At 49.3% G+C, this 26,362-nt stretch carries 24 protein-coding genes; 11 read left to right on the forward strand and 13 right to left on the reverse strand.

Going from position 1 to position 26,362, the window contains the following annotated elements; translation table 11 throughout:
* The first annotated feature begins 2 nt into the window (after nt 1-2).
* Nucleotides 3-2,204, forward strand: a complete 2,202-nt coding sequence (locus ACGHM3_RS14785) for a xanthine dehydrogenase family protein molybdopterin-binding subunit (RefSeq protein ID WP_345422687.1) — start codon at nt 3-5, stop codon at nt 2,202-2,204.
* 248 nt (nt 2,205-2,452) lie between these two features.
* Here ACGHM3_RS14785 and ACGHM3_RS14790 read toward each other — a convergent pair whose 3' ends face one another.
* From ACGHM3_RS14790 to ACGHM3_RS14800, 3 genes are all read right to left on the reverse strand, one after another.
* Nucleotides 2,453-3,988, reverse strand: coding sequence for a PepSY domain-containing protein (locus ACGHM3_RS14790; protein ID WP_345422690.1), 1,536 nt, complete (start codon nt 3,986-3,988; stop codon nt 2,453-2,455).
* Between the two features lie 36 nt (nt 3,989-4,024).
* Nucleotides 4,025-6,154, reverse strand: a complete 2,130-nt coding sequence (locus ACGHM3_RS14795; RefSeq protein ID WP_345422693.1) for a TonB-dependent receptor — start codon at nt 6,152-6,154, stop codon at nt 4,025-4,027.
* 96 nt (nt 6,155-6,250) lie between these two features.
* Nucleotides 6,251-6,772, reverse strand: a complete 522-nt coding sequence (locus tag ACGHM3_RS14800) for a hypothetical protein (protein WP_345422698.1) — start codon at nt 6,770-6,772, stop codon at nt 6,251-6,253.
* A 787-nt stretch (nt 6,773-7,559) separates the two neighbouring features.
* Here ACGHM3_RS14800 and sdhC point away from each other — a divergent pair.
* Nucleotides 7,560-7,940: a succinate dehydrogenase, cytochrome b556 subunit gene (sdhC, locus tag ACGHM3_RS14805; protein WP_345422701.1), complete on the forward strand. Its 381-nt coding sequence runs from the start codon at nt 7,560-7,562 to the stop codon at nt 7,938-7,940.
* Complete coding sequence (sdhD, locus tag ACGHM3_RS14810) at nt 7,940-8,260, forward strand: succinate dehydrogenase, hydrophobic membrane anchor protein (RefSeq protein ID WP_345422704.1); 321 nt, start codon at nt 7,940-7,942, stop codon at nt 8,258-8,260. Before sdhC ends, sdhD begins: the two co-directional genes overlap by 1 nt.
* Nucleotides 8,261-8,335: 75 nt before the next feature.
* On the opposite strand, the gene ACGHM3_RS14815 is transcribed toward sdhD, so the two are convergent.
* Both ACGHM3_RS14815 and ACGHM3_RS14820 read right to left on the reverse strand, forming a co-directional pair.
* The gene (locus ACGHM3_RS14815; RefSeq protein ID WP_345422706.1) at nt 8,336-8,548 is read right to left on the reverse strand and encodes a hypothetical protein; all 213 of its coding nucleotides are present in this window, start codon (nt 8,546-8,548) and stop codon (nt 8,336-8,338) included.
* A 280-nt stretch (nt 8,549-8,828) separates the two neighbouring features.
* Complete coding sequence (locus ACGHM3_RS14820; protein WP_345422709.1) at nt 8,829-9,701, reverse strand: LysR substrate-binding domain-containing protein; 873 nt, start codon at nt 9,699-9,701, stop codon at nt 8,829-8,831.
* A gap of 155 nt (nt 9,702-9,856) precedes the next feature.
* On the opposite strand from ACGHM3_RS14820, the gene ACGHM3_RS14825 reads away from it, so the two are divergent.
* From ACGHM3_RS14825 to ACGHM3_RS14840, 4 genes are read left to right on the forward strand one after another with little or no spacing between them, the layout of a single operon-like run.
* Entirely contained in the window at nt 9,857-11,053 is a 1,197-nt protein-coding gene (locus ACGHM3_RS14825) for a CoA transferase (RefSeq protein ID WP_345422711.1), read from the forward strand.
* 30 nt (nt 11,054-11,083) lie between these two features.
* Nucleotides 11,084-12,445: a serine hydrolase domain-containing protein gene (locus ACGHM3_RS14830; RefSeq protein ID WP_345422714.1), complete on the forward strand. Its 1,362-nt coding sequence runs from the start codon at nt 11,084-11,086 to the stop codon at nt 12,443-12,445.
* 44 nt (nt 12,446-12,489) lie between these two features.
* Nucleotides 12,490-13,824: a citrate:proton symporter gene (locus tag ACGHM3_RS14835; RefSeq protein WP_345422717.1), complete on the forward strand. Its 1,335-nt coding sequence runs from the start codon at nt 12,490-12,492 to the stop codon at nt 13,822-13,824.
* 28 nt (nt 13,825-13,852) lie between these two features.
* Nucleotides 13,853-14,755 (forward strand): hydroxymethylglutaryl-CoA lyase, encoded by a 903-nt coding sequence (locus ACGHM3_RS14840; RefSeq protein WP_345422720.1) that lies wholly within the window; start codon nt 13,853-13,855, stop codon nt 14,753-14,755.
* A gap of 57 nt (nt 14,756-14,812) precedes the next feature.
* Here ACGHM3_RS14840 and ACGHM3_RS14845 read toward each other — a convergent pair whose 3' ends face one another.
* Nucleotides 14,813-16,381: a carboxylesterase family protein gene (locus ACGHM3_RS14845; protein ID WP_345422723.1), complete on the reverse strand. Its 1,569-nt coding sequence runs from the start codon at nt 16,379-16,381 to the stop codon at nt 14,813-14,815.
* Between the two features lie 263 nt (nt 16,382-16,644).
* Here ACGHM3_RS14845 and ACGHM3_RS14850 point away from each other — a divergent pair, with 263 nt between their 5' ends.
* From ACGHM3_RS14850 to ACGHM3_RS14860, 3 genes are all read left to right on the forward strand, one after another.
* A complete protein-coding gene (locus tag ACGHM3_RS14850; protein ID WP_345422726.1) occupies nt 16,645-17,574 on the forward strand; it encodes an AraC family transcriptional regulator in 930 nt (309 codons plus the stop codon).
* Between the two features lie 143 nt (nt 17,575-17,717).
* Entirely contained in the window at nt 17,718-18,239 is a 522-nt protein-coding gene (locus tag ACGHM3_RS14855) for a hypothetical protein (RefSeq protein WP_345422728.1), read from the forward strand.
* Nucleotides 18,240-18,420: 181 nt separating this feature from the next.
* Nucleotides 18,421-18,942 carry a DUF1993 domain-containing protein gene (locus ACGHM3_RS14860; protein ID WP_345422731.1) on the forward strand — a complete coding sequence of 174 codons (522 nt, stop codon included), beginning with the start codon at nt 18,421-18,423 and terminating at the stop codon, nt 18,940-18,942.
* A 101-nt stretch (nt 18,943-19,043) separates the two neighbouring features.
* Here the strand turns inward: ACGHM3_RS14860 and ACGHM3_RS14865 are convergent, their stop codons facing one another.
* From ACGHM3_RS14865 to ACGHM3_RS14895, 7 genes are all read right to left on the reverse strand, one after another.
* A complete protein-coding gene (locus ACGHM3_RS14865) occupies nt 19,044-20,375 on the reverse strand; it encodes an amidohydrolase family protein (RefSeq protein WP_345422734.1) in 1,332 nt (443 codons plus the stop codon).
* A gap of 110 nt (nt 20,376-20,485) precedes the next feature.
* Nucleotides 20,486-21,199, reverse strand: a complete 714-nt coding sequence (locus tag ACGHM3_RS14870) for a hypothetical protein (RefSeq protein ID WP_345422737.1) — start codon at nt 21,197-21,199, stop codon at nt 20,486-20,488.
* 2 nt (nt 21,200-21,201) lie between these two features.
* Nucleotides 21,202-22,383, reverse strand: a complete 1,182-nt coding sequence (locus tag ACGHM3_RS14875) for a thiolase family protein (protein WP_345422740.1) — start codon at nt 22,381-22,383, stop codon at nt 21,202-21,204.
* Between the two features lies 1 nt (nt 22,384).
* Nucleotides 22,385-22,786, reverse strand: coding sequence for an OB-fold domain-containing protein (locus ACGHM3_RS14880; protein WP_345422743.1), 402 nt, complete (start codon nt 22,784-22,786; stop codon nt 22,385-22,387).
* A gap of 3 nt (nt 22,787-22,789) precedes the next feature.
* Complete coding sequence (locus tag ACGHM3_RS14885) at nt 22,790-24,043, reverse strand: cytochrome P450 (protein WP_345422746.1); 1,254 nt, start codon at nt 24,041-24,043, stop codon at nt 22,790-22,792.
* Between the two features lie 103 nt (nt 24,044-24,146).
* Entirely contained in the window at nt 24,147-24,962 is an 816-nt protein-coding gene (locus ACGHM3_RS14890) for a coniferyl-alcohol dehydrogenase (protein WP_345422749.1), read from the reverse strand.
* Between the two features lie 137 nt (nt 24,963-25,099).
* Entirely contained in the window at nt 25,100-25,294 is a 195-nt protein-coding gene (locus ACGHM3_RS14895; RefSeq protein WP_345422752.1) for a ferredoxin, read from the reverse strand.
* 296 nt (nt 25,295-25,590) lie between these two features.
* Here ACGHM3_RS14895 and ACGHM3_RS14900 point away from each other — a divergent pair, with 296 nt between their 5' ends.
* The gene (locus ACGHM3_RS14900) at nt 25,591-26,355 is read left to right on the forward strand and encodes a hypothetical protein (protein ID WP_345422755.1); all 765 of its coding nucleotides are present in this window, start codon (nt 25,591-25,593) and stop codon (nt 26,353-26,355) included.
* Nucleotides 26,356-26,362: the final 7 nt, after the last annotated feature.

Consider the following 26,362-nt stretch of genomic DNA (forward strand, 5'->3'; position numbering starts at 1 on the left):
CCATGATTTTCTATAAAGCTGGGAAGAATATCTTTGACCAGCAACGAGTTGTAGGAAAACCGCAACGCCGAGTTGATGGCCCCCTGAAAGTAACGGGAACCGCGACTTATGCTTATGAACAGCAACCAACCCAGAAGCTGGTCTACGGCTACATCGTTGGCGCCGAGATAGCCTCCGGCCAAATAACCGGAATAGATGAAAGAAAAGCGAAGCACTCAGAAGGTGTAATAGACATCATCACATACCAAAATGTGCCTGAAGTCGGGACGGGTGCCTTCCTGTCAGCGAAGGCCCTAGGCGGACCTCATATTCAGCATTATCACCAGGCTGTTGCTATAGTTGTGGCAAGCAGCTTTGAACAAGCAAGAGCCGCGGCCTCCAGTTTAGTCATTCATTATAAACGTGAAGCAGGCCAGTACAGCCTTCAATCTCGCGCAGCTAGTGCTCCCCTATCCAAAAGCGGCTCCTTTAGACCAGATCCTGTATCTTCAGTGGGCAACTTCGTAAGTGCATTTCAGCAAGCTGCGGTAAAAGTAGACGAAGTTTACACGACTCCTGATCAATCTCACGCCATGATGGAGCCACATGCTACGGTGGCATACTGGGAGAAGGATATGTTGCATTGCTGGACCGGTGTGCAGCAGTTAAATTGGGGCGTGCGTGATTTAGCCTTCGCACTGGGTGTACCTAAAGAAAAGATAAGAATGCGAGCCCCATTCATTGGTGGAAGTTTCGGTGTAAAAGGCACGGTTATGTCGGACACCGTTTTAGCCGCACTAGCAGCACGAAAAACAGGGTTAGCAGTTAAGGTCACTCTTCAACGTCCTCTTGTAGCCAATAATACCGCACACCGCCCCGCAACCATCCAGCACGTTCAGTTAGGCGCAAATCGAGACGGTAAATTAACAGCAATTGGTCACAGGAGCGTATCTGGAAATATTCCCGGAGGTCGCCCGGAAGCGGCGGTACTTTCGACCCGATACCTTTATCATGCTGATAACCGGGCAACTGAATTAAAGCTCGCTGAACTGAATCTTCCTGAAGGCAGTGCAATGCGCGCACCTGGGGAAGCACCCGGCCAGATGGCCTTAGAGATAGCTATGGATGAGCTTGCAGAAAAGCTTAAAATCGATCCGGTCGAACTCAGAATAATCAATGACACTCGGTTTTCACCAGAACATCCAAACAAGACTTTTTCCCAACGAAATCTGGCGCGATGTCTCGAGCGTGGCGCAGAAGCATTCGGCTGGCACCATCGCTCACCAACACCCGGACAGCAGAAAGCCGGACGATGGCTGAAAGGAATGGGTGTGTCTTCAGCTATTCGCGGAGCACCCGTCTTACCTTCAGCTGCGCGTCTAACACTGCAATCCGACGGGCGTTTGAATGTTAAAACCGATATGACTGACATAGGAACGGGTACCTATACCATTCTGGCACAAACTGCCGCAGATATGTTCGGCCTCACTCCGGCAGACATAGACGTACAACTGGGTGACTCTGCATTTCCTGAATCGCCAGGGAGTGGTGGTCAATGGGGAGCTGCTTCGTCAACCGCCGGTGTTTATGCTGCGTGTGTTGCATTGCAGGAAAAGCTCGCCGAGAAAGTGGGAGCTTCACTCCACGATCTTTCCTTTTCCGACGGGCTGCTAATCGTGAATGGTACGTCTGTCTCTTTGCAAAATTTAGCTAGTCAGGGAGAGATCAGCGCTGATGCAAAGATGGAGTACTCTGAGGGTAGAAAGGAGTTTGAGCATCAGACTTTCGGCGCTCACTTCGTCGAAGTAGAAGTAAACGAAATAACTTTTGAAGTGAGAGTCAAGCGCATGCTGGCCGTGTGTGATGCAGGCAGAATTATTAACCCGAAAGCCGCAGAAAATCAGGTTTTAGGAGGCATGGTAATGGGGTTAGGCGCGGCACTTATGGAAGAGCTAGTGGTTGATGAACGATTAGGGTTCTTTGTAAACCACGATCTCGCGGGATATGAGATCCCGGTTCATGCTGATATTCCGCAGCAGAGTGTTATTTTTATTGACGATGTGGATGAGTTCGCAGGCCCGCTGAAAGCAAAAGGCGTAGGAGAACTGGGTTTAACGGGGGTCGCTCCAGCTATTGCAAACGCAATTTACAACGCCACGGGAATTAGAGTCAGAGATTATCCGTTAACGTTGGATAAGCTTATGACCAAAGCACGAGCTATTTAAATTCTAAGCCAAGCAACTGCACAAGACGCCGCCAGCAATTTACAGATCGTTATTTTAACTCATAAATATTGCATTTGAAATCACTTTACTTCAGGCAACGCTTATTTGATCATTCCAGACGGAAGTCTAGGTTCGCTTTCGAGCATGTCAACGCTACCACATCGTCAAAATATATCATATTGGGCCTATTTAGTAGGCACTAAAGCCCTAGGGGCTGGGGACTGGGGGCTGCTCTAATAATGCTGCACTCACTCCACTCTCGAAGCATGCAACTGCCCTACCCCCCGGCGGCCCGCATTACTCCTTTTTTGGTACATAACAAACCCAAAACCAGAAATCGCAATTATGCCAAGCAATGTAATTACAATGATAACGTCGCGCGTTTCTGGCCCTACCAGCGGGCGCAGTAGGTTCCATTTGTGCAGGATGGAAAACGACAGTGATTCGGCGCGTTCGATTGAGCGGTTTTGGTCTACCAGTATGCCGCTTATTGGGTCTACAAACAGGCGACTGCCGGCGCCATCGTTTACATCTACTTGCCAAACGGGTAACCGTTTATTGCGAAAATCGTAGACCGGACCAAACTGGGTAACCAACTGCATGGAAGTTTGTGGACTGGATGTGAAGGATTGCACTAAGCTGGCGGCAAGTATTTGGTCGGTTACTTCGCTAGGTAGTCCGGTACGAGCATTAATGTACGCCGCACTCTTTTCCATTGCGCGGCCTGCGAAGCGTGCTTTGCGCTTTTCGTGGCCATTGGCTGGTTGGACTATGGGAGCTGAAACGCCTAACCGATACAATGGCTCACCGATGATGGATTGATTAAGTGTAATAGCGTTAAGGTGTGCATTGCTGGGCAAGCTGGAGTTTACGCTGTTTTGCCAAGCTGATTTTGCCTCTTCACTAACCGCAAAATCGGCCAATTGAATGGGCGCTAGCAACCGTATGCCGGAGACAGGCTGCACATATTGCGCCTGCAATAAATGGTAAAAACCACTGGCCGACCAACCCAGCAATGGCAACCACAGTACGTAAGCCAGCCGCCTGTGCCAGCGCCGGCTTGGATTTGGTATTGTTCGCTTGGGTAGTGCAAACACCAAATACAACCCAGTAGAGGCCATGGCTAAAAGCGTTAGCATAAATACGCTCACCAACAGCACCCGGCCTAGGCCTGTTTTATCCAGCCAACTCCAGGTGTGCAGCGCTTTAAAAAAACGCTGCATATTTGCCTTAGCACCATTATTGAGCGATGCCAGCGCGCCGGTTTCCGTGTAGATAAACGCGGTTTGGGTTTTGTTTTTCGTTTCGCCCTGAGCCTTAATTGTAACCTCGTACACCGGTAACAACCGATTCACCGGCGGATAGGATGCATCAAAACGATCGCGAAAGTTAATCGATGTTACCGCTTGTAATGGTACGCCCAAATAATGCGAGGCCAGCCATTTGGCTTGTTCTTGATCGTAACCAAGTAACTCCTCGCCGCTGACCAAATCAAAATAGCGCCTGGGCTGGTGATCGGACTGCGTTATTTGCAATAGGTTACCACCGGCGGAGGCAACAACCTTTACGATGGCTGCCTCTGCTATGGGCAATTGATCAATTACGCCTTCGAGCTGAATCAAGGTAGACGCTTTCGCCTCAAACTGAGGTGGCATCATTTTTTGGGCTTGTGGGCCAAACCAGGCCATCAGCGGATGTAAAATCCCGGATATGGCCCAACACAACACACCAATTAGCGCAAACCAGGTTAATACACGGTGACACTTTGAAATTAGTCGTTTCATTACACTGCCTGTTGTTGTTTGTTCTTATCAGGATTGTTAAAAATTTACGCTCATGCCAACGTATAACGCTCGGCCCTGGCCTGGTGTAAAAACGTTGCTACTAGATGCCGTAGACAGATCAGCCACGGTGGAAATATTCGCGATGTATTTTTCATTGGTGAGGTTTTCTGCAGAGGCAAACAGTGTTACTGAATCCGCCAGAGTAATGCCTGCAAACATACCCAACAGCTCATAGCCGGGTGCTTTAACGGTATTGGCGTAATCGGCGTAGGCACCGTCGGGTACGTAGCGCAGGTTAACGCCTGCGTGCCATGCTTTGTTGTGGTCGTAGCGCAGTTCCGTTAAGTAAATACTTGCAGGTATTCCTGGCAGTTCGTTGCCGCTGTAATCGCCATTGTCGTTGTGAGCAAAACTAAAATCGTTGTAGGTAAACGTGTTACGCCAGGCTAGGTTGCGGTGTAATCGTAGGTCCATGCCTAGTTCAAGGCCAAAGTGTACGGTATCTCCTGCTGCGTTGTCGGTATTGGTTGTTGAGCCGCCAAAGCCGGGAGCTGCCACATCAATAAATTCGTTTACTATTTTGCTGCGGTAAATTGCCACATCCCAAGAAGCTGCTTGCCAATGGCCTCGAGAACCAATCTCCACGGTAAGCGATTCTTGTGCTTTTAATTCAGTAAATGGCTCTGCGCCACCTGAGGTTAAATCCGACATTCCCGGCGGCTCGTAGCCTTCACTCACATTGGTGTAGATTTGAATGTTCTCATTGACTGCGTACAACACGCCCAAACGCGCGCTGAGTTTTTCAAAGTTGAGCTTTCCAGTGTCATCGTTAATACCGCCTAGGTTGTCATCGGGGTCTGCGTTGAAACGATTACGATTATCCCGCTCACTGTTTAGGTATTGCGTACTGAGTATTAAATTGAGCGAATTAGTAAGGTTAAAATCGAGCTCGGCATAGGCAGTTGTGTTTTGCGCCTGCTGATCATCATAGCTTGTGATTTCGCCTTTCGCCGGGCCAGCAGTGGGGCCAAACGCCACCGCGTAGCCATAAACATTCGCCTCGTTGTCGCTTTGCGCGGCCATGGCACCCAACGTCCAGTCTACTGGCACACCCAGCGTGGCGGAGCCATTCAACTGCAATGAAAGCCCAACTTCCGATTCTTCTTGATCGATAATACCCACAAACGGCGTTATAGCATGGTCTAGGGTTCTCTCGGCCAGCCATGCGCCGATTTCAAGCGTGTTCTCCATATATTCAAACACGGTTCTGTTTGAAACTCGATAGACTTCTAAATTTCGATCCTGGTCGAATGTATGATTGGCCTCAGGCGATTGCTCAGGATCAGAAAGCGCCTGCTCCAAGCTTCCGCTGCCTGCCAACTCGTAATTATCCTGCAGAGCCGTAAGGTAAAAACGAGTTTCTATATTGTCGCTTATTTTTATGCCTAGGTTGCCAAAGCTATAAATGCTATCTACCTCTGCATGAGAGCGAAAACCATCACTTTGCAACTGAGTGACCGCGCCGTAATAATCTACCGTGTCGGTTGCCCCTTTTGTGTTAATACTGACTCGTTGAGTATCAAAGGAGCCACCTTCTAACCGAAGGCTGGTACCGGGTTCGGAGGTAGCCCCTGTAGGCGTTACTACATTAATTGCACCACCCAATGAAGCCGCACCGTAACGTAGGCCGTTTGCGCCCTTGTATACCTCGATATAATCCACCGAGAGCGGATCAATTTCTTGGTATTCGGTAATGCCGCTGGCCCTAGAAATAGGTACACCATCACGCAGCACGGTAATACCTCGGCGCTCAAAGGTAGCATTTGCCCCCGAACCACGAATGGAAATTCGGTTTTCTCGCTGGGCTGAGGTATCGGCAAACACCCCCGGGATAAACTCCAAGGCATCGCCAATACTCTGGGTAAATTCAACCAAGTAATCCTCAGCTTTTACTAGGCCTATGCCGCCGGGAATTCGCTCTAAATCGATAATGGCATCATTGGCGCTGCGCGCTGAAAGCCTAGAGTTACTTTCGGCGGTAACGGTTACCTCCTCTAACGTATTAGATTGCTGCCCAAGGCCTGCGGCCAAGCTCGCTGTGCTGATAAGAAGAGACGTAGGTAAGGTTACATATAAAGCGAATTTTAAATAAAAAAAGGGTTTCACGTGCGTATTCTCCATAGAATAATCGTTGCCCACAGCAAAGCATGCCGAGGACAATCCAAAATTGTCGGCTGTTAAATCGAATCAGAATGGTGATTGTTAGGAGAAAATTGGCGGGGCGCGTGGTTGCTGCTTGCGACGAATCGTAGCAATAACGTCTTGGTAGCGCAGCCGTTGTTGCTCAAAAACGGCCTTTGAAACAAAAGGCGTAAACTGGAAAGCCGGCAAAGAATTGTCGGTTGAGGATTTTATAAACCCGTAATCACAATTGGGTTGCCAGGCTGTTTCGAGTGGCTCGTCTTTATGCGCATCTGAAAATACTTTTGCATGACTAACATCAGATGCCACGGCGTTATGATGGTTATGGAAAGGCCCATCGGAATGATGCGCTGTGTGATCCTTGTTTATTGTGTTGCCAATGTTGTGTTTAGTGTCAACGCTGTCGTCGACATGATTGGCATCAGAGTGCGTGGATTTTGCGTGGTTGTGATGGACGATTGCCATTACGGCATCGGATACACCTGCCGGGCAGAATTTAATGTACCCGCCGTCGGCGAACAGAGAGCCCGGCATATACCCCACAGGTACAATTGCCTGAACCGAAAAAGCCACCAGCATCACGGCGCAAACGATAAATCGTCGTTTGCGAGACGGTTGACCACGGTTGGATAAAAGCAAGCTAGCTACCTGATAACTTTATGGGATCAGGAATTATTACGGAAATCGAGTATGCCAACAAGGCTATACCACGACAGAAGCCAGAAACTGCGATCTCTTTCAAACACAGTGCCGCCCAGCCCATCGGCTTGTCTCCGCAAAAAAACTATCCCAATTAACTCCCTCTGTTACTTAGCAAGTTGAATTTAGCCTAAGGCTCGGAATCGGTGGACGGCCATGCGTTGATAACTTTGTCCTGGGATAACTTTGTCCTGGCAGCAAGATTTTCCATGCTTATTTCGGAGACAAAGGGCTATCCGGAGCTCAATCAGCCCTTCGCACTGCCGCTTTCACCTCTTCAGCCCACGATCTATAACAAACTAGGTTGACGAGCTAGCGCCTCTAACGTAAGCCCACCTGAACCCATAGCTGCCCATATAGACAGTTTATTGTTAAAGAAACTGGTCCGCCGGCGGTTAAACCAACTATTAGGGTTAACCCGCCACTGAAAGTTGGGGGCGATCAGCTGTTAAAACGCTAATAACTGTCTATATTTAGCCGTAAGCCAGTCTATTGTGAGTCTTGCTGAAAACGTTTGCACCCGCCCGGCGGGCTATATTTCGAGTTATTCTAAGCTGAGGCGGGAACCTAAGTTATAGCCATTAGACCTTGAAATCCTTATAATAGCTGCCCGATTAGCCTCGCCCACTGGAGTGAGCCCTATAAAATACCAATTGATGGATAACGGTTTATGAGTGATACACGCCCTGTTAACTTAGATATCGCGACGGTGCGCCTGCCTATCAGCGCCTATGCGTCGATTTTGCACCGCATTTGTGCGGTTATTATTTGGGTAGGCTTTACGGCTTTACTTGTCATCGCCAGCAGTGCTCTGAAATCCGAAGCGTCCTTTGACGATCTCGCAGTTACATTGCAAAGCAACTTCTTAGTTCAGTTCCTGGTTTGGGGCTTTCTGTCTGCACTTGGCTACTACTGCATGGGCACCATCAAGCACATCATCCAAGATTTCGGTCACTTCGAAGACAAAAAAGGCGGCCAAATGATCTCTACCGCTGCCATCGCAGGCGGTGTAGTACTTTGTTTGCTAGCGGGAGTTTTAGTATGGGCATAATGAATAAAGGTTGGGGCGTCAAACACTGGGTTTTTCAACGAGTATCAAACGCCTTAATTGTGCTGTTCGCCGTACTGCTGGCAGCCACTTTAATTTCTGGTGTTAGCTACGAAAGCCTACAGGCTTTAATGAGTAACCCTCTGGTTAAGATCTACCTCGCAATTACTTTATTGTTTGTATTTGCCAACTCTATTCTAGCCGCATGGCAAATAGCAGGCGACTACGCTAAAAAACTCAACATCAGCAGCAACGTACTGGTGGGAATTACTGTTATTGTTAGCGCTATCTATTTGATTGCTGGTTTAAAGATCATTTTCTGATCAACCAGATAGGTCAAGGCATTAAAAAAGGGAGCATCGCTCCCTTTTTTAATGCCTGTGTTAAAGCCAGACAGGTTAGATGACCATAGCCGCAAGTTCGAAAGACGACTCGTCCTGCTTAACTACGTCACTGGCAATGTAGGATTTCAGCTCGGCTTCTGAGCCAAAATGACGTGCCATGTCATACTGGCCTTTAAAGTTATTTCCGCTTTCGTCTTCAAGTTTCGCTAGTTGAAACTTTTGACCGTCGCCACCGCGGCCACGAATGATGTAATACGATAATTTCATTGGAATCAGTCTCTTATGCAGTTAACGGGCGCTATTATAGCTGGTCATTGCACGCGTTTAAACGTTCAACACTTTTTGCAAATGATTTTCAATTACAATAACCAGCGATGCCAGCTAGGTTATCGTCTCGATAATTAGCCACTATCTTTACAGCGACATTCTTTTAGTACGGAACACAGGTAGCTTCCGACTAGATTATTGGCTCCAGCAGGCCTATTGCAACGGGTTTTTTCTTTTTACGCGTGGCTCAATGAAGTACCCAATGGCTCAATGAAAATACCTACTGCAAGATCATTTTCCGTAAGGCATCCGCTGCCGGCGATAGGCCATAGCCTTTCAGCGTCAACACCGAAATATCCCTGGTGATCTGTGGCTCCCTAAGATCGATGCAGGCTACGCCAGGAATCGCTAGCGGCTCCATACCGGCGGTTGGCAGTACCGCAACACCCAAACCGGCACACACGTAACCCATTGCCGTGCTAATCAATTTTGGCTCTAGCACAATATTCAAACTAAGGTCGTTTGCGGCAGTTACACCTTCAATCAATGTTCTTACTGTGGTGCCGGGAGCCATGGCTATCAACGGCTGGTTCGCCAGCTGCCGCCAGGTTACCGATGTGTATGCAGCCAACGGCGAATCGCTTGGGCACAGCAATGCTAGCGAGTCTTTTAAGAAAAGCTCCGCATTGATCTCAGGGCTTTGATTGGCATAGCTACAAGCCAAATCCACCTCCCGGTTTAGCAAAGCCTCCATTATCTCTGCCCCGGGCAAGTCGAAAACTTCCAGTGTGATATCCGGGTAATCGTGACGAAAATTGGCTAAGGTTCTGGCCAGCACACTGGCGCACAACGATGGCAACGCCGCCATTCTCACTCGCCCCCGGCGAATGCTTTTAAACTGCTTTAGCTGCTCGCCGGCCTGGTCAAAGTCCTGCAGCATTTGCCGGACCGAAGCGTAGTATTCCCGGCCGGCTTGGGTCAGCTCTACCTGCCGTGTGTTGCGGTGAATTAACGGCACCTCGGCCCAGGTTTCCAGTTGTTTAATCAGTGCGCTTAGGGCCGGTTGCGAAATGCACATCAGCTCCGCGGCCTTGGTGAAGTGCAGCTCCTGCGCCACGGCGGCAAATGCCCGCAGATGTTTTAAATTAACCATTACGCCCTTCCCCGCCTGCTCAACGGCAAGAACCACTCATAGGCCACACCTATTAATACATAATATAAATCGATTTATATTATGAGTGTAACAGCGCTACATTGCTACCTAAAGGCCCGCTCCGGGCATAGACCCCGCAATATGAGTAATGCTTTATGTTTAATTTACTAGAGGGAATCAAGGTTCTCGACCTCACGACGGTGGTACTAGGCCCCTATGCCACCCAGTTTTTGGGGGATTTTGGCGCGGAAGTCGTCAAAGTAGAGAACTTAGACGGAGATGCCTTTCGGGCGGTTCGGCCCGGTCATAGCGTGGATATGGGAGCCGGCTTTTTGAACTGCAACCGCAACAAACGCTCCATTGCGGTGAATTTGAAAACCTCCGAGGGCAAGTCGATTTTGCGCAAACTGGTGGCAGACAGCGATTTAGTGATACACAACATGCGGGGTAAATCTGCCAAAGCCCTGGGTGTGGCCTTTGAGGACTTAACGCAAATAAAGCCCGATATTGTGCTCTGCCACGCCCCTGGGTTCAGCCAAGCCGGGCCAAATGCAGATCAGCCAGCCTACGATGATATTATTCAGGCCGCCTCCGGCATTGCGGCACTTAACGCCGATGCCAGCGGCCAGCCACGATTTTTACCCACTATTTTGTGCGATAAAGTGGGCGGCCTACACCTGGCCCTAGCAGCTCTAGGCGCCATGGCCTACAAATTACGTACCGGTAAAGGCTGCGAGATTGAAGCACCCATGTTTGAAAGCAGCGTGGCATTTTTAATGGCGGAGCAACTGGCCGGCCAAAGTTTTATCCCGCCCTTAGGTGGCACAGGCTATGACCGCTTGCTATCGCCCAACCGTAAACCCTTTGCCACAGCCGATGGTTACATCAGCCTACTCCCCTACAACACCCGCCACTGGCAAGCTTTTTTTAATTTGGTGGGCGAAGACGAGCTTGCCCAAGAGCCCTGGGTGACAGACCCAGTACAACGCAGCCAAAATATCGACCGCTTATACCAGGTAGTAGCCCAGGCAATGCCTGCGCGTACCTCAGCCCAGTGGCAACAGCTGTTAACGGAAAGAGACATCCCCTGCACGCCGGTAAATACCGTTGATGACCTACTAGAAAACCCACACCTAACCGCGACGGAGTTTTTCTATGAAACCAACCACCCTACCGAAGGGCGCCTGCGCGCAACTCGTTCGCCGTTTCAGGCCAAAGGGGTAACCCAAAGCCCGGATTTGCCAGCCCCTAAAACCGGCCAAAACAGCCGCGCTATTTTACAGGAACTGCAGGTATCGGATATCGAAATTGATGCCATGATCAGTGCCGGTATCGTAAAAGCAAGCGTCTAACCGCCCAAGTGGCTTATAAGGATTATTACCATGATTAAATTCGCATTTGGGCTAGATAAAAAGGCTCTCGCTACCTCAACGCTGGGGGTAGGTCATCTAAAGCCCCGCGCACAACCTCTGGCTTTATTACTGCTTTTGGTATTCGCGCTTTTAGCGAACAGTGTAGCCAGCAACCCAGCACCAAAGGTGCCGGAGTTGGAGACCCTGGCCAAGAAAATAGAAACCAAGATTGAAGAGCGTGTAATTCCCGGCGCGGTGATTATGGCGAGCATTAATGGCGAAACCGTATTCGAACAAGTAATGGGTGTTCAGGATATCAATACTGACAAGCCAATCACTAAAAAGACGCTGTTTCGGTTGTACTCAATGTCTAAGCCGATTACCAGTGTCGCCATAATGATACTGGCAGAACAAGGCAAACTTAAACTCACAGACCCAGTCGCGAAATACATTCCAGAATTCGCCACCACTGAAGTTTACGCCCAGGGCGAACTGGGCAATATTAAAACCGTGTCCGTTGAGCGCCACATGACAATCCGCGATCTACTCACGCACAGCTCAGGTATTACCTACCACTTTACCGGCAATACCCCCGTGCATCAGTACTACCGCAAACACGGGGTAAAACGTTATACACCAGTGGGTAGTTCACCTAACGACGGCGAGGCGGCGAAGGATTTAACCGAATTAGTTCAACGTATCGCCAAGGCCCCTTTGCTAGTGCAACCCGGTGACACCTTTGCTTACAGCTATTCCACCACGGTTTTAGGCTACGTGATTGAGCAAGTGACTAATAAACGATTGGATGCCTATTTGCAAGAGGCCATTTTTACGCCATTGGGCATGAAAGACACCGGCTTTTTTGTAGAAGGCAAAGACCTAAAACGGTTTATGACTAACTATCAAATGACTAGCAATGGTTTAAAGGCAATTGAAACGCAAAAAAATACCGACTACAAAGACCGTAACCGGTTATTAGACGGCGGCGGCGCATTGGCCGGAACCGCCCGCGATTATCTGCGCTTTGCCAGTATGCTGGCCAATGGTGGCAGCTTGGGCGGTGTTAGATTATTACAACCACGCAGTGTTTATCGCATGCTTTATCCCGAGGTAGAGCTGAGCGGTCAGGCAGATTCCGCCGGCACCTTTTTTGGTTTAGGCTTTGCCGTCGGCAACAACATAACGCAAAAATCCGGCATGTCGCCGACGGGAATGTACGGTTGGGGCGGCTCTGCCAATACCAATTTTTGGATAGACCCAGATACCCGCCTTGCCTATGTGGTAATGACGCAAGTTATTACACCACCCGGTTTTGAAAAAAGCCTGGGGGTAAGAGAACTGAGCACGCAGTACGTTGCTAAGCTACGCCAACGCTTACAGGCTAGTAATTGAACTCGGGCGTTTATTGACATTCAAACAAAAAGAGTAAATACGCCATGGCGTTAGCCGGTTTTGTCACCATTGTACTTGTGTTGGCGGCAATTTTAAGCAAAAAACTGTCACCCTTAATTGCCATGGTGGCCATTCCTGTGGGGGCCGCTTTGCTGCTCGGCTTTGGCGGCCAAACCAATGAGTTTATCGTCTCCGGGTTAGTTGCAATTGCCCCCATTGCGGTAATGTTTATCTTTGCGATTTTATTTTTTGGCATTATGAACGATGCCAAAGTGTTTGATCCCATCGTAAACAGTATTTTAAGAATCGTCGGTACCGATCCGCGTAAAATACTGCCGGGCACCGCCATTTTAACGGCCATAGTGCATTTAGATGGTTCTGGCGCGTCTACTTTTTTGATTGCTATACCCGCACTTAAGCCACTCTATGAAAAGCTCAATATTGATTTAAAATTACTGGCTTGCACGGCGGCGATGTCTGCTGGCGTGTGTAACCTCTTACCCTGGGGCGGCCCCACCATCCGCGCAGCATCGGCATTGAACATACCCGTACTGGAGCTTTACCGGCCATTAATAGCCGTACAAGCCAGCGGCTTTCTATTCGTATTAGTGACGGCCTATTACCTTGGCAAGCGCGCTTACCGTAAGCAAACATTGAATCTTTCAGCGCCAGCCAACAATAACGTGTGCGAAAGCAAAGAGGCCGAAAACAACGTGGTCAATGACAACATGACCAAAAACACCAATACAGAGTTTAACAAACCACAATATTTCGCCGCAAATATTACCCTAACCCTGTTGGTAATTGGCTTAATGATTACCGGTGTATTGCAACCGGTAGTTGCCTTTATGTGTGGCGTGGTAGCTGCCCTGCTCATTAACTACCGAGAGATAGATAGCCAAGCCATGTGCATTAATAACCACGCCAAAACAGCAATTAGCATGGCGGTGATTTTATTTGCCGCCGGCGTGTTTAGCGGCATTCTAAAACACTCTGGTATGCTCGCAGCCATGGCTCAAACCGGCGCCGAGGCCATGCCTTCCGCTCTATCTGCGCAACTACCGGCCTTGCTTGGCTTTATCGCCATGCCGTTGAGTTTGTTGTTTGACCCGGACTCCTTTTATTTTGGAATTTTACCGGTGTTGGCGGGTATTGCGGCAGAGAATAACCTCCCCCAGGCCGCTGTGGCGCAAGCAGCCTTAATGGGCCAGATGACCACCGGATTTGCGGTAAGCCCATTAACCCCGGCCACGTTTTTACTGGTGGGCCTAACCGGTATTAACTTGGCAGACCACCAGCGCTTTACCATCCCCCTTTTACTAATTACCTCTTGGGTAATGACACTCACCGCCATAGTTTTAGGCGTATTTAAGGCCTAACGTTGCAACCCCTGCCATAGGTAACCAAATGACAATTCCACAACGGGTTAAAATCGTTGAGGTTGGCCCACGAGATGGCCTACAAAATGAAACCGCCCTTGTTCCCAGCGACATCAAAATACAATTGGTGGAAAAATTAGCCGCTACGGGCCTAAGTGCCATCGAATGCGGCAGCTTCGTTAACCCGAAATGGGTACCGCAAATGGCCGATAGCGCTGCTGTGTTTTCGGGCATTCAACGGCAACCCGGGGTGACTTATTCTGCGCTGACGCCCAATTTAAAGGGCCTTGAATCTGCCATTGCTGCAGGTGTGGATGAAGTGGCGGTTTTTGGTTCCTGCACCGAGGCGTTTTCACTAAAAAATATCAACTGCTCGATAGAAGAAAGCCTAGCTCGGTTTAAGCCCCTAATGCGTGCCGCAGAGCAGGCCAATCTTAAGGTTAGGGCCTATCTTTCCTGTGCATTTGGCTGCCCCTACAGTGGCGAGGTTAGCCCACTACAAGTTGCCAAAGTGGCCCGTCAGCTGGAGGATTTAGGCTGCTACGAAATAGCCATATCAGATACCATAGGCACGGGCACGCCAGCGCTGGTAGAAAGTGTGGTTAATGCAGTTGCCGGGAGCCTACCATTGCAACAATTGGCAATGCACTTCCACGATACCCAAGGCCGTGCGCTTGCCAACGTAGAGCAATCCTTAAAGATGGGAATTACGGTGTTTGACAGCGCCATCGGCGGCCTGGGTGGCTGCCCTTACGCAGACGGTGCGTCTGGTAACCTTGCCACCGAGGCGTTAGTGGGACTGCTGCATAACAAGGGCGTAGAAACCGGTGTAGACCTCGCCCAATGCTGGGTTGTAGGGGAATTTATTAATGCTTACGTGGGCGCGCCTAAAAGTACCAAGCCTGCCTTAGCTTCTTCGAAAAACAATTAATCGGATCTGTTGTCAACGATGTGTTAGATTTAAAAAACTCCTATGAATGTTTGGGCGTTACTGACCATTGCCCTCAGTCGACTCTCTGTTTTCTAAGCGCGTTTTAATCGATTTAAATCGTGTCGCATATAAATTTACTTCTTCGGTTTCACTCGGAAGAACAAGCCATGTGGGGTGACCCTGAGTATTAGCGGACCAGGTTTTGTCAGTATTGAGCACTGGCGAGCCTGATTTCGCGAAGTTAACCCAGTAATTTCGCAACGTTTTTGCTAGGCGTTGAGTTTTAGCATCCTGGGATTTAAATGTATTAAAAATCAGTTGCTGGTCATAACCGTGTGGGCTTCCTGGCGATTCTTTGGTTGGTTTTTGGTCGATATAATACAACCAAGCGGGGCTAGGTTTGTGTTGCCACTGCTGGCCCAAAAAGTACGCTGAAAATAGATATCTTTCGTCACCAAACGCACGCTTCGCAGCTCGCTCATGGCTATGGTTCCAATCTTCTTTGTATAGCAGATCTACCTGCCCCGGAAAAGTCTTCCATGATTGCAGATATTGCGGCACGGTATAGCCTGAGTACGGCATCACCGAGCCTTCAAAACTGTTGCCCCCGGTAATTAGGCTTACCTCGTTGGAATGGGTTTTAACCAATTTATAGGGTTGATTTTCCAACGTTACGCCATCAACAATGGGCGAATAAAAGCCTTCAAATCGGCCGGTGATAACTTCGCCAGGCAGCGCTTTTAACTGCTTTAATGTGGCCTCACCCTCTAACCATTGGCTAGCTTTTTCCCGCCCCTGCTGCTCAGCGTGGAGCATAGTGTTACCGTAAACATCTCGCACGGCGAATTGATTTTGCTTTTCTTTGACTGGCAACGGCCAAGCTATATAGCCACTTTGCGAAATCGCTTTATGGAATGATCCGCTGGCCTGCTGATTAACCAACAAAAGATTTACCATCATTCCACCAGCAGAAACACCGAAGATGGTTACATTGTCTTTGTCCCCATTAAATGTCCCTATGTTTCGTTGCACCCAACGCAGGGCCTTTACAACGTCTGATAACCCAAAGTTGGCAACCGGGTTATCCAGTTGAGGATGAGCAAAGAAACCCAATGCCCCTAAGCGATAGTTCATGGATACAACGATAACGCCCTCTTGCGCTAGGACATCACCCGGGATTTGGCCGCTGCCACTAACAAACCCGCCGCCATGAATCCAAACCATGACAGGCAATGGCTTGTCTGCTGCTTTGGCAGAGGCTGGCCGCCAAATGTTAAGAGTGAGGCAATCCTCACTCATTTTGGCCACAAGGTTGACCGGGCTGCTGGGCTGTAGGCATGCCGGCCCATAGGCAGTAGCTTGAAATGGCCGGCCAGTCTTAGACAAAGGCCGAGCGGTTTGCCAACGGAGTTTGCCCACTGGTGGTTGTGCATAGGGAATGCCCAAAAAGGACTCAACTGGGTGATTACTGAGGCCGATATAGCGCCCAGCTTGCACGGCACTGGGAACTGTCGGGGCCGATGGTGACGTTGTGTCTGTTAAGCCTGTGGTGGCAGCAAATAGGCTGGCTACAGCAACGCAAACTTTTATAAACGACAAAGCACCGGTTCGAGAAAGTTGCGGCATGGTCGCCCTATATTATATTTATTGAAAGAAACCACACACTAGCATCAATAGACAAAGCTTTACACGTCTTTGGCCTAAAATTCTTGCCCGCCTTTACCTCTTTTGAATGTAACGGTTGGGGCTGTTCGGCCGGCAAATCGTCGAACTATCGGTATAGCTTTGAACGCCTTTTATTGCCTAATCCTACTTATTAAGGGAATTTTAGTAGATTTAACGGTCTATGTTGTTAACCTCTTATCCGCTGCGAATACAAAGAGTTAGCTATGCAGTTGTCCTCAGCTTACCCGGTTGATAAAGCCCACCTTTCCAAAATCATTATTGACGAGGCACCCCATGAGGGTAATTTCGCAACTGCTATTCCTGAACTCATGCTATTCCGCCGGGATTCGGTTTCCGAACCCTGCTCCTGCTTAATAGAACCCAGTATCGTGGTTGTGACCCAGGGGCAAAAGCGTCTTCTTATTGGTGACCACAACCTGCACTATGACACAGGGCGTTTTTTGGTCAACTCCTTGGATTTGCCCGCGGCATCTGAGGTGGTTAGCGCTAGCAGCGAGGAGCCCTGCCTAGGCTTTGTGGTAAGCCTCAACTTTCGCCTAATTGCCGACCTGGTCGCCCAGGGTTTGGTGCCTAACCAACCCGTGGGCAAAGCGAAAGAAGGCCGTGGTGTCAGTACTGGAGTGGGTACAATGACGAGCCAATTACTAGAGCCTTTGGCAAGGCTCGTTGAATTAATGCGCGAGCCGCAAGCCTTGCCGGCTCTGGCCCCTCTTTACCTACAGGAGATTCACTTTCGGCTGATGTGCAGTGACCAAGCATGGCGCTTACGCCAAGCTGCCGCAGCTGATAGCCAAAACCAGCGCATCGCCAGGGCCGTAAACTGGCTAAAACAGAACTACAACCAGCCCTTTAAGGTAGAGGACTTAGCCAACTCGGTGCAAATGAGCACCACCAGCTTTCATCAGCATTTTCGACAGCTTACGGCCAAAAGCCCCCTGCAATATCAAAAATGGTTGAGGCTGACCGAAGCTAAGCGGTTGATGTTAAACGAAGCCCTGGATGCGTCCAGCGCCTCCTACCAAGTGGGTTACGAAAGCCCCTCCCAATTTAACCGTGAATACAGCCGCCTGTTTGGAACATCGCCAAAGAAGGACATACAAGCTTTACGAGATAGCGTTCGTACCCGTATATAAACGGCAAAAATAGCTCCAGGCTTGCCAGCTTAGACAGCAAACAATCGTCTAGGTCCGTCAAAAGCATTAATAAAGTGTAAATAAGGTTCCAACGGCTGCTAAAAGCTGCCATATTACCTGCTCGGCTCATCAGGGAGGATGACATGAAGCCACTTATAAAATTTTTAACAGCCTGTGGTTTACAGCACTCAAGTCTTTACCGATTTACCGCTATCCAACGCACACCCACCGGCTATGCCAACTTTCTCCGCCGTTTTGTTAGCTTTTATCACTTTGGCCAACGCTGCCAAGTCGCCCTCGATACCAAAATAGATACTCCCGAGTCAGTTTTTGTCGGCGATGGCGTACACCTAGATGGCTGTAAACTGCACGCTGGCGATGGATTCCTAAACTACTCTGCCCCCTGCTACCCAGAGGACATCATAGTCATCGGCAGCTACGCCTATATCGGCCAGGGCGCTGAAATCTACCCAGGAGTAGCCATCGGCACACACGCAAAAGTGATGCCCGGCGTGGTCGTCACCAGTGATGTTGAGGATTACGCGGTGGTTTACCGCGATCAAGACGAAAACACCCCATCCATGGCCCAAAGTCCCAATACTGTGAGTGCAACGGCTAAGCCAAAAAACCAAAGTACGGAAGAACTTACCAAAATGCTCGCCTAGGCTTGGTCCCTCGGCAACCCAAAGCTTGTAGCCATTCTCTAACAGCCCAAATATACCTCGGGCATAGGGGTTGCCATCCTGGAAGGTCCAGTAACGTCTCGTCAGGTTTTAGCGGCAGTTTTACTGGTACACTGCCGGTATTGACAACCTCCCTAATAAACATCATCTAAAAGAGCCGAACATGACTATTTCCCTCTACGACGCCACCATTCCGACCTACCTCCAAATCACCAACGCTTGCCTCGCTCAGCTTGAGAAAGCACAGGCCTGGTGTACAGAGACCAACACGGCGGAGCAAGACATCGTGCAAAGTCGGATTATCGAGGATATGTACCCTCTAGCGTACCAAATCAAGTCAGTTCACACCCATAGCGTGGGCGCACTGGAGGGATTAAAACAAGGAGTATTTTCACCCAATATGGACGAAGCACCGGGGGATTTAGCCGGTCTCAAAAGCAAACTGCAAGCCGCTGTGGATTACTTGCAGAACGTCGACAAGGACGAGCTCAATGGCCGCGTTGGCGCCCCCATGAGGTTTGAATTTAAGGACTACAACCTACCGTTTACCGCTGAAACGTTTTTATTCTCTTTCTCTCAGCCCAATTTCTATTTTCACGCCACAACCGCCTATGATCTTCTCAGAGCCAAGGGCGTACCGGTAGGTAAATTAGACTTTTTGGGCGCACTGCAAATACAGCAATAGCAAAAAAGTAATATCTAAATCCCAAGACCAATACCAATTACGCCATTGCCTACAAAAAAGCCCGCCAAGGTTTCCCCTGGCGGGCTTTTGTTTAAGCCAAATTAACCGGCTTGTTTTTTCTCAGCAGCTTCGGCGTGGTGCTTAAACATCTTCACCAAATCACCGGAGACAATCCGACGAGGAGCCTCACCTTCGGCAAGCGGAGACGCACCGCCAGAAGACTTAGGCGTAACATCCACGCCCTGCTCTTGGGCTTTGGCTCGCAATGCGCCTACGGTAACTTCTTCGCGCTTAAAGTGCTTAAATAAATCGAAGTTATAGTAGTTCATGGCATTTTGATGGGTCACTTTCTCAATGATGCGCTTGTCTAGGTGCTTCACTGTTTTCCAAAGAAACTCGGGCACTTCTGGCCACAAGGTATCGGAATGCGGGTAGTCACACTCGTAGGCCACCAAATCTTCGTTCAGATACTTTAAGTTATCCAAACCGAAAGCATCGTCAATAAAGCAAGTCATAAAGTGCTTATTGAACACTTCACTGGGCTTGTTGCCGCCGAAGTCTGAGTATGTCCAGGCCTTGTGACGCGCGTGGCTGAAGTCAGCACGTTCAGTGAAGTAAGGCACCCAACCGATACCCGATTCAGACAAACAAATCTTCATATTGGGGTAGCGCTGGATCGCGGACAAGTTCAACCAATCTGCGGCACCAACAGCAACCGACATGGGCATGGTAGTGATCCACGCCTCGATAGGAGTCTCCATAGAGGCGTGTGGCGCTGGGTTACCCGCACCAATATGCAAACACATCACCATGTCGTGCTCAACAATCGCTTTCCACATTGGCTCCCAGTATTCATTGTGAATGCTGGGCAAGTTTTGCGTGGTTGGATTTTCGTTCAAGGAAACCGCAGTGCAACCTTTTGCCGAAATGCGTTTAATCTCTTCAACAGTGGCTTTCATATCCCAGGTTGGCAAGATACCACAAGGGATGAACCGACCAGGATGGGAACCGCACCACTCATCAATGTGCCAATCGTTGTAGGCGCGCAGGTGAATCAATGCCAAGTCTTTGTCTGCAGCTTTATGGAATCGGCCACCGTCAAAACCCACAACGGTACCAAAGTTCAGAGAAGCAACAATACCATTGGCATTCATGTCTTTAACGCGTTCGTCGACGTTGTAAACACCTGCGCGCATTTCTTCCAGAGAATTCGGCTCCATACCGTATTCTTCTGGCGGACGGCCAACTACGGCGTTCAAACCAACCGATGGCATAAACATGCCTTGGTAGGTCCAGAAATTTTTACCATTTTCGTCCACACCGAATTTAGGCGCCGTTGCAAGGTGCTCTTTAGACAAGTGCTTGTCGAACATATCGGGTGGTTCGGTAATGTGATCATCAACGCTTATGATCACCATATCATTCATTTCCATACTCGCCTCCTAAATGCGGCAGTGTCTATCGGCCGGTAATGACCTTAGATTTTTGGTTTTGTTGCAATCGTATTTTTAGATGGCCGTTCTATTGCCATACTGCCTAAAAATCAATTTGCGGTGTGTAACGGCATCAATGGTTCTATACCATTAACACTGAAATCCTTTATTTCTCCCACCCGCTCCGCCAATAAGGCGTTATCCGGCTGGAAGGTATAGCAATTCGGCGGCATCTTTGATGCATCGGACTGCTCATCCATTGGCCTAAGACGGCCGTGGGCGATCATAGCGCCCCACTGCAATATTCTTGCAGCTTCTATTTTTTCATCAGATTGCGATTCAACCCAGGAACGCATCTGATGCAATGGCATACCAGCCAGCTCTTTGGGTGCGACTACTTCAAAACCACGCAGTTGCCACTGGTATTCCATTAGTGCATTTTTCTCAATTTGCGCGTAACTAATCCCTAAGTGAGGATCGCTAACGGCGACATCGTATCGGGTAGCGGAGTTATCTTGGGCATGCGCCGCCGCCCACTGTGTTAAATCGAATAAATGCGTACAGTTTTTTTTCTTACCGCCAACCCGCTGGCAGTCATTAAGGGCCCTGCCAATAAAGGTTTTTTTAACTACGTTAAGAGCCCCATCACACGTGGTCCAAGGCGCCCGTGTTTGTACCGGTAAAACATCGGTTATTTGTTTACCATCGTGATGTATGGTCACCGCCATTCGATGAAAATCGTCTTCTAATTCAGCGGTGACACTCAGCTCTGCCGGCGTTATGTCTATCCGACGACGAAACCCGGGCAGCGCTTTCACATCCATAATTAATCCACGGCCAACAGCAGGGCCGTTGCCAATGGGCCACCACCGGAGGTAGCAACCGCGACCTTAGGATTATTTTTAATTTGCCTATCGCCACCCTGGCCGCGTAACTGCACCACGGACTCATGGGCAAAGCCAAAGCCGTGCAGCCGGCCAGCACCAATCTGGCCTCCAAAGGTGTTCAATGGAAGCTCGCCGTTTAAGGCTATGCGCTGTCCACCCTCAATAAATTGACCACCCTCGCCACGTTCGCAAAATCCTAGCGACTCTATCCAGGCCAAGGCTTGAAAACTAAAGCCGTCATATAATTGCACGGTATCTACGTCTTTGGGCTGATAATCGGTTTTCTTCCAGAGGTCGGCACCGGTCTGATAACACGCCATCCACTCAGCCTGATCCCAACTGAGTCGATCCACGGAGCCGGCCTGGGCGGCAATACGTACCGGCGTACAGGACACCTCATCGGTGGCCTCTCCAGCGGATACAATAATTACCGTAGAAGCGTCGGTGTAACGATCACAGTCGAACAAACACAGCGGCGAAGAAATCATCCGTGCCGATAAATATTCATCCATGGATAACGGTTTGCGCACTAACGCCTTAGGGTTGTGTACCGCATTGGCTCTACCGGTAATAGCAATCTGCGCCAACTGCTCGCGGGTTAAACCGTATTTTTTTACGTGCCGCATGGCGTACTGGGCCGTCCAACAGGCAGCAGAGGTGGCACCAAAGGGTTGGAACCATTGCGAATAACTGTCGATACGATCACGCCTTGGCATTGGGTATTCATCCGGCCGGGCCAAAGCTGCCGCTTCGTAAACGGTACGATAACAAATCACATGGCGAGCATGACCAAGCCGTACGGCATCCGCTGCCGCCGCCACTGCACCAAGTTGTGAAGTAATTTCACCGCCACCGGCGTACCATTTCGCTTTTATGCCTAGAGCATCGATTAATTCGTCGGCGCCTATGGGAGAAAACCCCAACATGCCAGCAGACCGGCCAGGATAGGTAGAAACGCCGTCGATTTGCTCAAGCGTTAGGCCTGCATCATTCAATGCTTCTTTAATCGCGTCTACGGTGAGCGACATAGGCAGGCGCTCGAGTTTCATACCGATTTCGGACTGGCCAATACCGGTTATAAAGGCATCGTTTACGGATTTTTGTTCTGCCTGAGAAACCATATCAATCTACCCTCTTAAACAGCGGTAGATACACCTCTTCTTGCTGCTCAAACACAACATTAACCGATTGACCGATGTCGACACTTTCCGGGTCGCAATCAATCACATTACTGGTGATGTACACACCGGGGGCATCGTCCAAGGCGATACGGGCAATAACATAGGGCACCTCAGACTGAGGGTGCCACTTTTGATAATTCACGGTAAAAGTGTCAACGGTACCCTTGCCCGAAACCGCTTTAGGCACCACATTCTGCGACATACAATGGCGGCATACCGGCTGGGGCGGATGAAAAAATTGCTGGCAGTCGTCACAGTGCTGAATGTTAAGATCGCCCTGCTCGCCGCCAGTCCAAAAGGCACGATTAATCGAATCTAAACGCGGTAATTTACGAAAAATCACTGGTTACACATCCCACTTTAAGTAAACTTCTTCTGGCCCCCAAACATGGCCACCGTGGTAAACCAGCGGCTTATCTGGGTCCAGGCGAAACTCGGGCAAACGCGCCATCATCTCTTCGTACAAAATATTCAATTCGATACGAGCCAAATGCGAACCCAAGCAGCGATGAATACCAGTACCAAAGGCAATATGAGCCTTGCCTTCGCGCTCTAGATTAAATTTTTCTGGTTCAGGGTATTCGGTTGCGTCTAAATCCGCTGCAGGCAAAAACATCAATGCCATATCGCCTTTTTTCAACGGTGCACCTAAGAAATCACAGTCCGCTGCCATAAATCTAGGTGGAATAGTAAAGGTATAGCGACGCAGTATTTCTTCTGTAGCCTGGGGAACTTTCTCGGGGTCAGCTCGTAATTCGGCCTGCAACTCTGGGTTTTCCGCCAAATGTATTGCACCTAGCGCCATTCCATTGACCACGGTATCTAAGCCCGCCGTAAACAGCATTACGGCATAGTTTTCGAGATCGTAAAGGGTCGCTTTTTCACCGTTAAACTCAGCTTGCCACAGCAGCGACAACAAATCGTCTTGTGGGTTATCACGGCGTTCGATGATCGTGTCCCGCATTACATCCGCCACTTTTCGCAAGCGCTTTGTAATTGCCTGTTGGTCACGGTCAGTGTTGGTAAAATGTTCTTTCACCAAATCTCTGTACAAGCGCTGCTTTTCAACTGGCAGGCCGAACATTTCTAAAAACACGGTTACCGGCAAGGGCTCGGAGATCGCATCAACAAAAGCACATTCGCCCTTTTCTTTCACTGCATCAATAAGGCTGACTGCCAGCTCTCGAATTTTTCCCTTAAGCTGATGCATCGCCTTAGGAGAAAAAGCCTTATTTAGTGGTGCACGAAAAACTGAATGATGGGGCGGATCAAAGGTAATCGGCGCGGGAATGAAGGGTTTTGGCGCACCCTCGGGTAGGCTTTCCAGAACCTGCTGAATGGCCTCGTAGGGCATTGGAGAATTACTGAAATGATCGTAATCGCGTGTAGCTTCGAACACTGCTTGGTGACTGGCCAGCACCCAATGTCCACCGTGGCGTGGCGTCCAAAATACCGGCGGTGCATTTTTAACGATATCGAGCACCCTAGCATGGGCATTCTTCGTCATTGCTTCGTCAGCAAAAAAGTCAAAATCGTAGACAAACTGATCAGGGATATGATCTGGCTTCGGCACCGCTGGGCTTAAGGCTGGAGTACTCATTGAGGATCCTTATCGATACGATTATTTAGCAAGGCTGCCGGGCGCATTTAGTTGCGCCCGCACCGCTTTCGTTATTGTTTTAATAAACCTACAGGACTCAGTTTTATTTTGCGTTGGCCATCATAGCTGAGAGATCAACCTGCCCTGTGGCAACACCCCCCATAAAGCCACCGTCAACAGGCAAGGCCACACCGTTAACGTAACTGGCCGCAGCGCTATTTAAATAAACCATGGCTGTGGCTTGCTCCTCAGGTGAAGAAGGTCGACCACTGGGCTGCATAGCCGCATCGATAACCGCATCACCAGAGGCCTCTTTGAAATGGGTCATCATCGGTGTAGAGGTCGGACCAGGCATAGTGCAGTTCATACGAATGCCTTTTTTGATTAAATGGCAGGCTGTCAGCATGGTCCAAACAATAATAACTTCTTTGGAAAAGGAATAACCTTCTTTGACCTCATCCATGTGCGCTTCACACCAAGCAACGGCGGCGTCAAAACCCTTTTGGCCAATTAATTCCATAATAACGGGGATACGACGGCTCCAGCCAAGACCACCATTGGATGAAATACTGGCGATTGCACTGCCTTCGGCCATTAACGGCAAAACAGCCTCGGTTAGGTGACGAGTACCGGCAAAGTTAACTTTCATTACATCCATTGCACCAGCGGTTTGCGGCAGGCCTGCACAATTAAATAGCGCATCCACCTTACCACCAATTTTATTCACTGCTTCGGTTACTGTCTCTGGGGCACGCAGGTCGACTTGGTTAAAACTGGCGAGCTCTAGTTGCGTTGGTTTAAAGTCCAAGCCGTGTACCTCGGCACCCTGCTCTACTAAAATTCTAGCGGTGGCCTCACCCATGCCGGAGAAACAGCCACTGACAATAACACGCTTGCCTTTGTAACCTAAAAAGTCCATCACATTGCCTCTTTATATTATGGGTAATTTATCTGTGTGTTGTGTGCCATTAACAAGAATGCTGAGATGCGGCAGCCTATTTCACACCCTTTCAGTTCGTATAGGTGCTAATGCTGACTGGCCGCTTCCCGCTCAGTTTAATCTTCAATTATTTGGATAATTTTCTCTGGGCACGCCCTAGCGCCACGCCTTGCCAACCCCTCTAATTCAGGCGGCACTTCGACCTCAGTTACAGCGATGTAACCTTCGTCGTTCAGCTCAAATAGCTCTTCAGAGATTGCGTAGCAACGCGCGTTGCCTACACAGGCGTCCTTATCGATTCGGATTTTCAAGGTTCCTCCCACTTTTATTGTGTTTTGTTTTGCCTAGTGTGGAGATGGCCTAGTGAGGTACTGGCCAAGGAGGCTAAGTTTGACTTATTATACATCAATGCTGTTCAATAGCAATATCACTCTAGCTCTAGAAACGTTCGCGGCAAGACTGTGGAATTGCAGAACTCACCATTAACTTGCCACATTATGAAAGCAAAAAAAGAGAATAAAAACAGCAGCTTAAATACTTTGTCAGACTGTCACCGGCCCTTCGGGCATTGCCAATAACGACCGACCCCATAAAAAGGCAGCAACGCATGGCGCTATATACAACCATCCACTTATACAACGTTCCCGCTGATCGGCAGCAAGAATACAGCCAGTGGTTTGAGATTCATCATCAACAACAGCTATCCAGCCTGCGAGGCTTTTGCAACGCAGAACGCTATGAGATAGCCGATATACAAATCATGCCGGACATTCTGCAGCCCTGGCAATTTATGACCGTTTACGAATTCGACACAAAAACCCCCGAAATCGATCTGCCGGCATTGGGCCCTCTGTTAGCCAATGCTCGCGACGCGAGCTTAATTAGTACGGACACAGCAGAACGTATTTACTCCTATGAAATGTTTGGCGATTGGAAGGTGAGCCCGAACTGGCAACAAGACAAACCACTGTCTGGCGTTAGCATTATTTTGGGCAACTACGTAGCCGGCCACTACGAGGCCTATCAAAAATGGTACGAAGAAATACACAGCGTTGAGGTTATCAACGTGCCCGGACATGTGGGCATGAAACGCGGTGAGTTGAGCACTACCCAAGTTGAACCCAAGCATTATTGCCCTGGCGACCAACTAGTGTTGTGCGCTCAACAAACTGATGATCTACTGTTCACAGTAAAAGATTTTAGCGCCCGTGCTCGTGGCGTCAGCCCAAGCGGTATTGTTATGGAACCTCGTTCCAATACGGGTTCCTTCGCCAGAACGGTACATTATTTTAATAAAATCAGTGGCGAAGAATTCTGGCCTGGCGGTATCGCCTACGCGGGCGACTTGAGCGTGTACGAACAAGAACAATAATTACGGA

It is taken from the genome of Halioxenophilus aromaticivorans, assembly GCF_042850945.1.
In the GTDB taxonomy this organism is placed as follows: Bacteria; Pseudomonadota; Gammaproteobacteria; order Pseudomonadales; family Cellvibrionaceae; genus Halioxenophilus; species Halioxenophilus aromaticivorans.

Coding starts and splice junctions, on each gene's coding strand:
- ACGHM3_RS14865 (WP_345422734.1), bottom strand. CDS start 20,375: ATGGAAATGAATGATATGGTGATCATAAGCGTTGATGATCACATTACC.
- ACGHM3_RS14900 (WP_345422755.1), top strand. CDS start 25,591: ATGGCGCTATATACAACCATCCACTTATACAACGTTCCCGCTGATCGG.
- ACGHM3_RS14820 (WP_345422709.1), bottom strand. CDS start 9,701: ATGGTTAATTTAAAACATCTGCGGGCATTTGCCGCCGTGGCGCAGGAG.
- ACGHM3_RS14830 (WP_345422714.1), top strand. CDS start 11,084: ATGATTAAATTCGCATTTGGGCTAGATAAAAAGGCTCTCGCTACCTCA.
- ACGHM3_RS14890 (WP_345422749.1), bottom strand. CDS start 24,962: ATGGACTTTTTAGGTTACAAAGGCAAGCGTGTTATTGTCAGTGGCTGT.
- ACGHM3_RS14845 (WP_345422723.1), bottom strand. CDS start 16,381: ATGCCGCAACTTTCTCGAACCGGTGCTTTGTCGTTTATAAAAGTTTGC.
- sdhD (WP_345422704.1), top strand. CDS start 7,940: ATGAATAAAGGTTGGGGCGTCAAACACTGGGTTTTTCAACGAGTATCA.
- ACGHM3_RS14835 (WP_345422717.1), top strand. CDS start 12,490: ATGGCGTTAGCCGGTTTTGTCACCATTGTACTTGTGTTGGCGGCAATT.
- ACGHM3_RS14825 (WP_345422711.1), top strand. CDS start 9,857: ATGTTTAATTTACTAGAGGGAATCAAGGTTCTCGACCTCACGACGGTG.
- ACGHM3_RS14815 (WP_345422706.1), bottom strand. CDS start 8,548: ATGAAATTATCGTATTACATCATTCGTGGCCGCGGTGGCGACGGTCAA.
- ACGHM3_RS14855 (WP_345422728.1), top strand. CDS start 17,718: ATGAAGCCACTTATAAAATTTTTAACAGCCTGTGGTTTACAGCACTCA.
- sdhC (WP_345422701.1), top strand. CDS start 7,560: ATGAGTGATACACGCCCTGTTAACTTAGATATCGCGACGGTGCGCCTG.
- ACGHM3_RS14875 (WP_345422740.1), bottom strand. CDS start 22,383: ATGGTTTCTCAGGCAGAACAAAAATCCGTAAACGATGCCTTTATAACC.
- ACGHM3_RS14850 (WP_345422726.1), top strand. CDS start 16,645: ATGCAGTTGTCCTCAGCTTACCCGGTTGATAAAGCCCACCTTTCCAAA.
- ACGHM3_RS14840 (WP_345422720.1), top strand. CDS start 13,853: ATGACAATTCCACAACGGGTTAAAATCGTTGAGGTTGGCCCACGAGAT.
- ACGHM3_RS14885 (WP_345422746.1), bottom strand. CDS start 24,043: ATGAGTACTCCAGCCTTAAGCCCAGCGGTGCCGAAGCCAGATCATATC.
- ACGHM3_RS14790 (WP_345422690.1), bottom strand. CDS start 3,988: ATGAAACGACTAATTTCAAAGTGTCACCGTGTATTAACCTGGTTTGCG.
- ACGHM3_RS14785 (WP_345422687.1), top strand. CDS start 3: ATGATTTTCTATAAAGCTGGGAAGAATATCTTTGACCAGCAACGAGTT.
- ACGHM3_RS14870 (WP_345422737.1), bottom strand. CDS start 21,199: ATGGATGTGAAAGCGCTGCCCGGGTTTCGTCGTCGGATAGACATAACG.
- ACGHM3_RS14860 (WP_345422731.1), top strand. CDS start 18,421: ATGACTATTTCCCTCTACGACGCCACCATTCCGACCTACCTCCAAATC.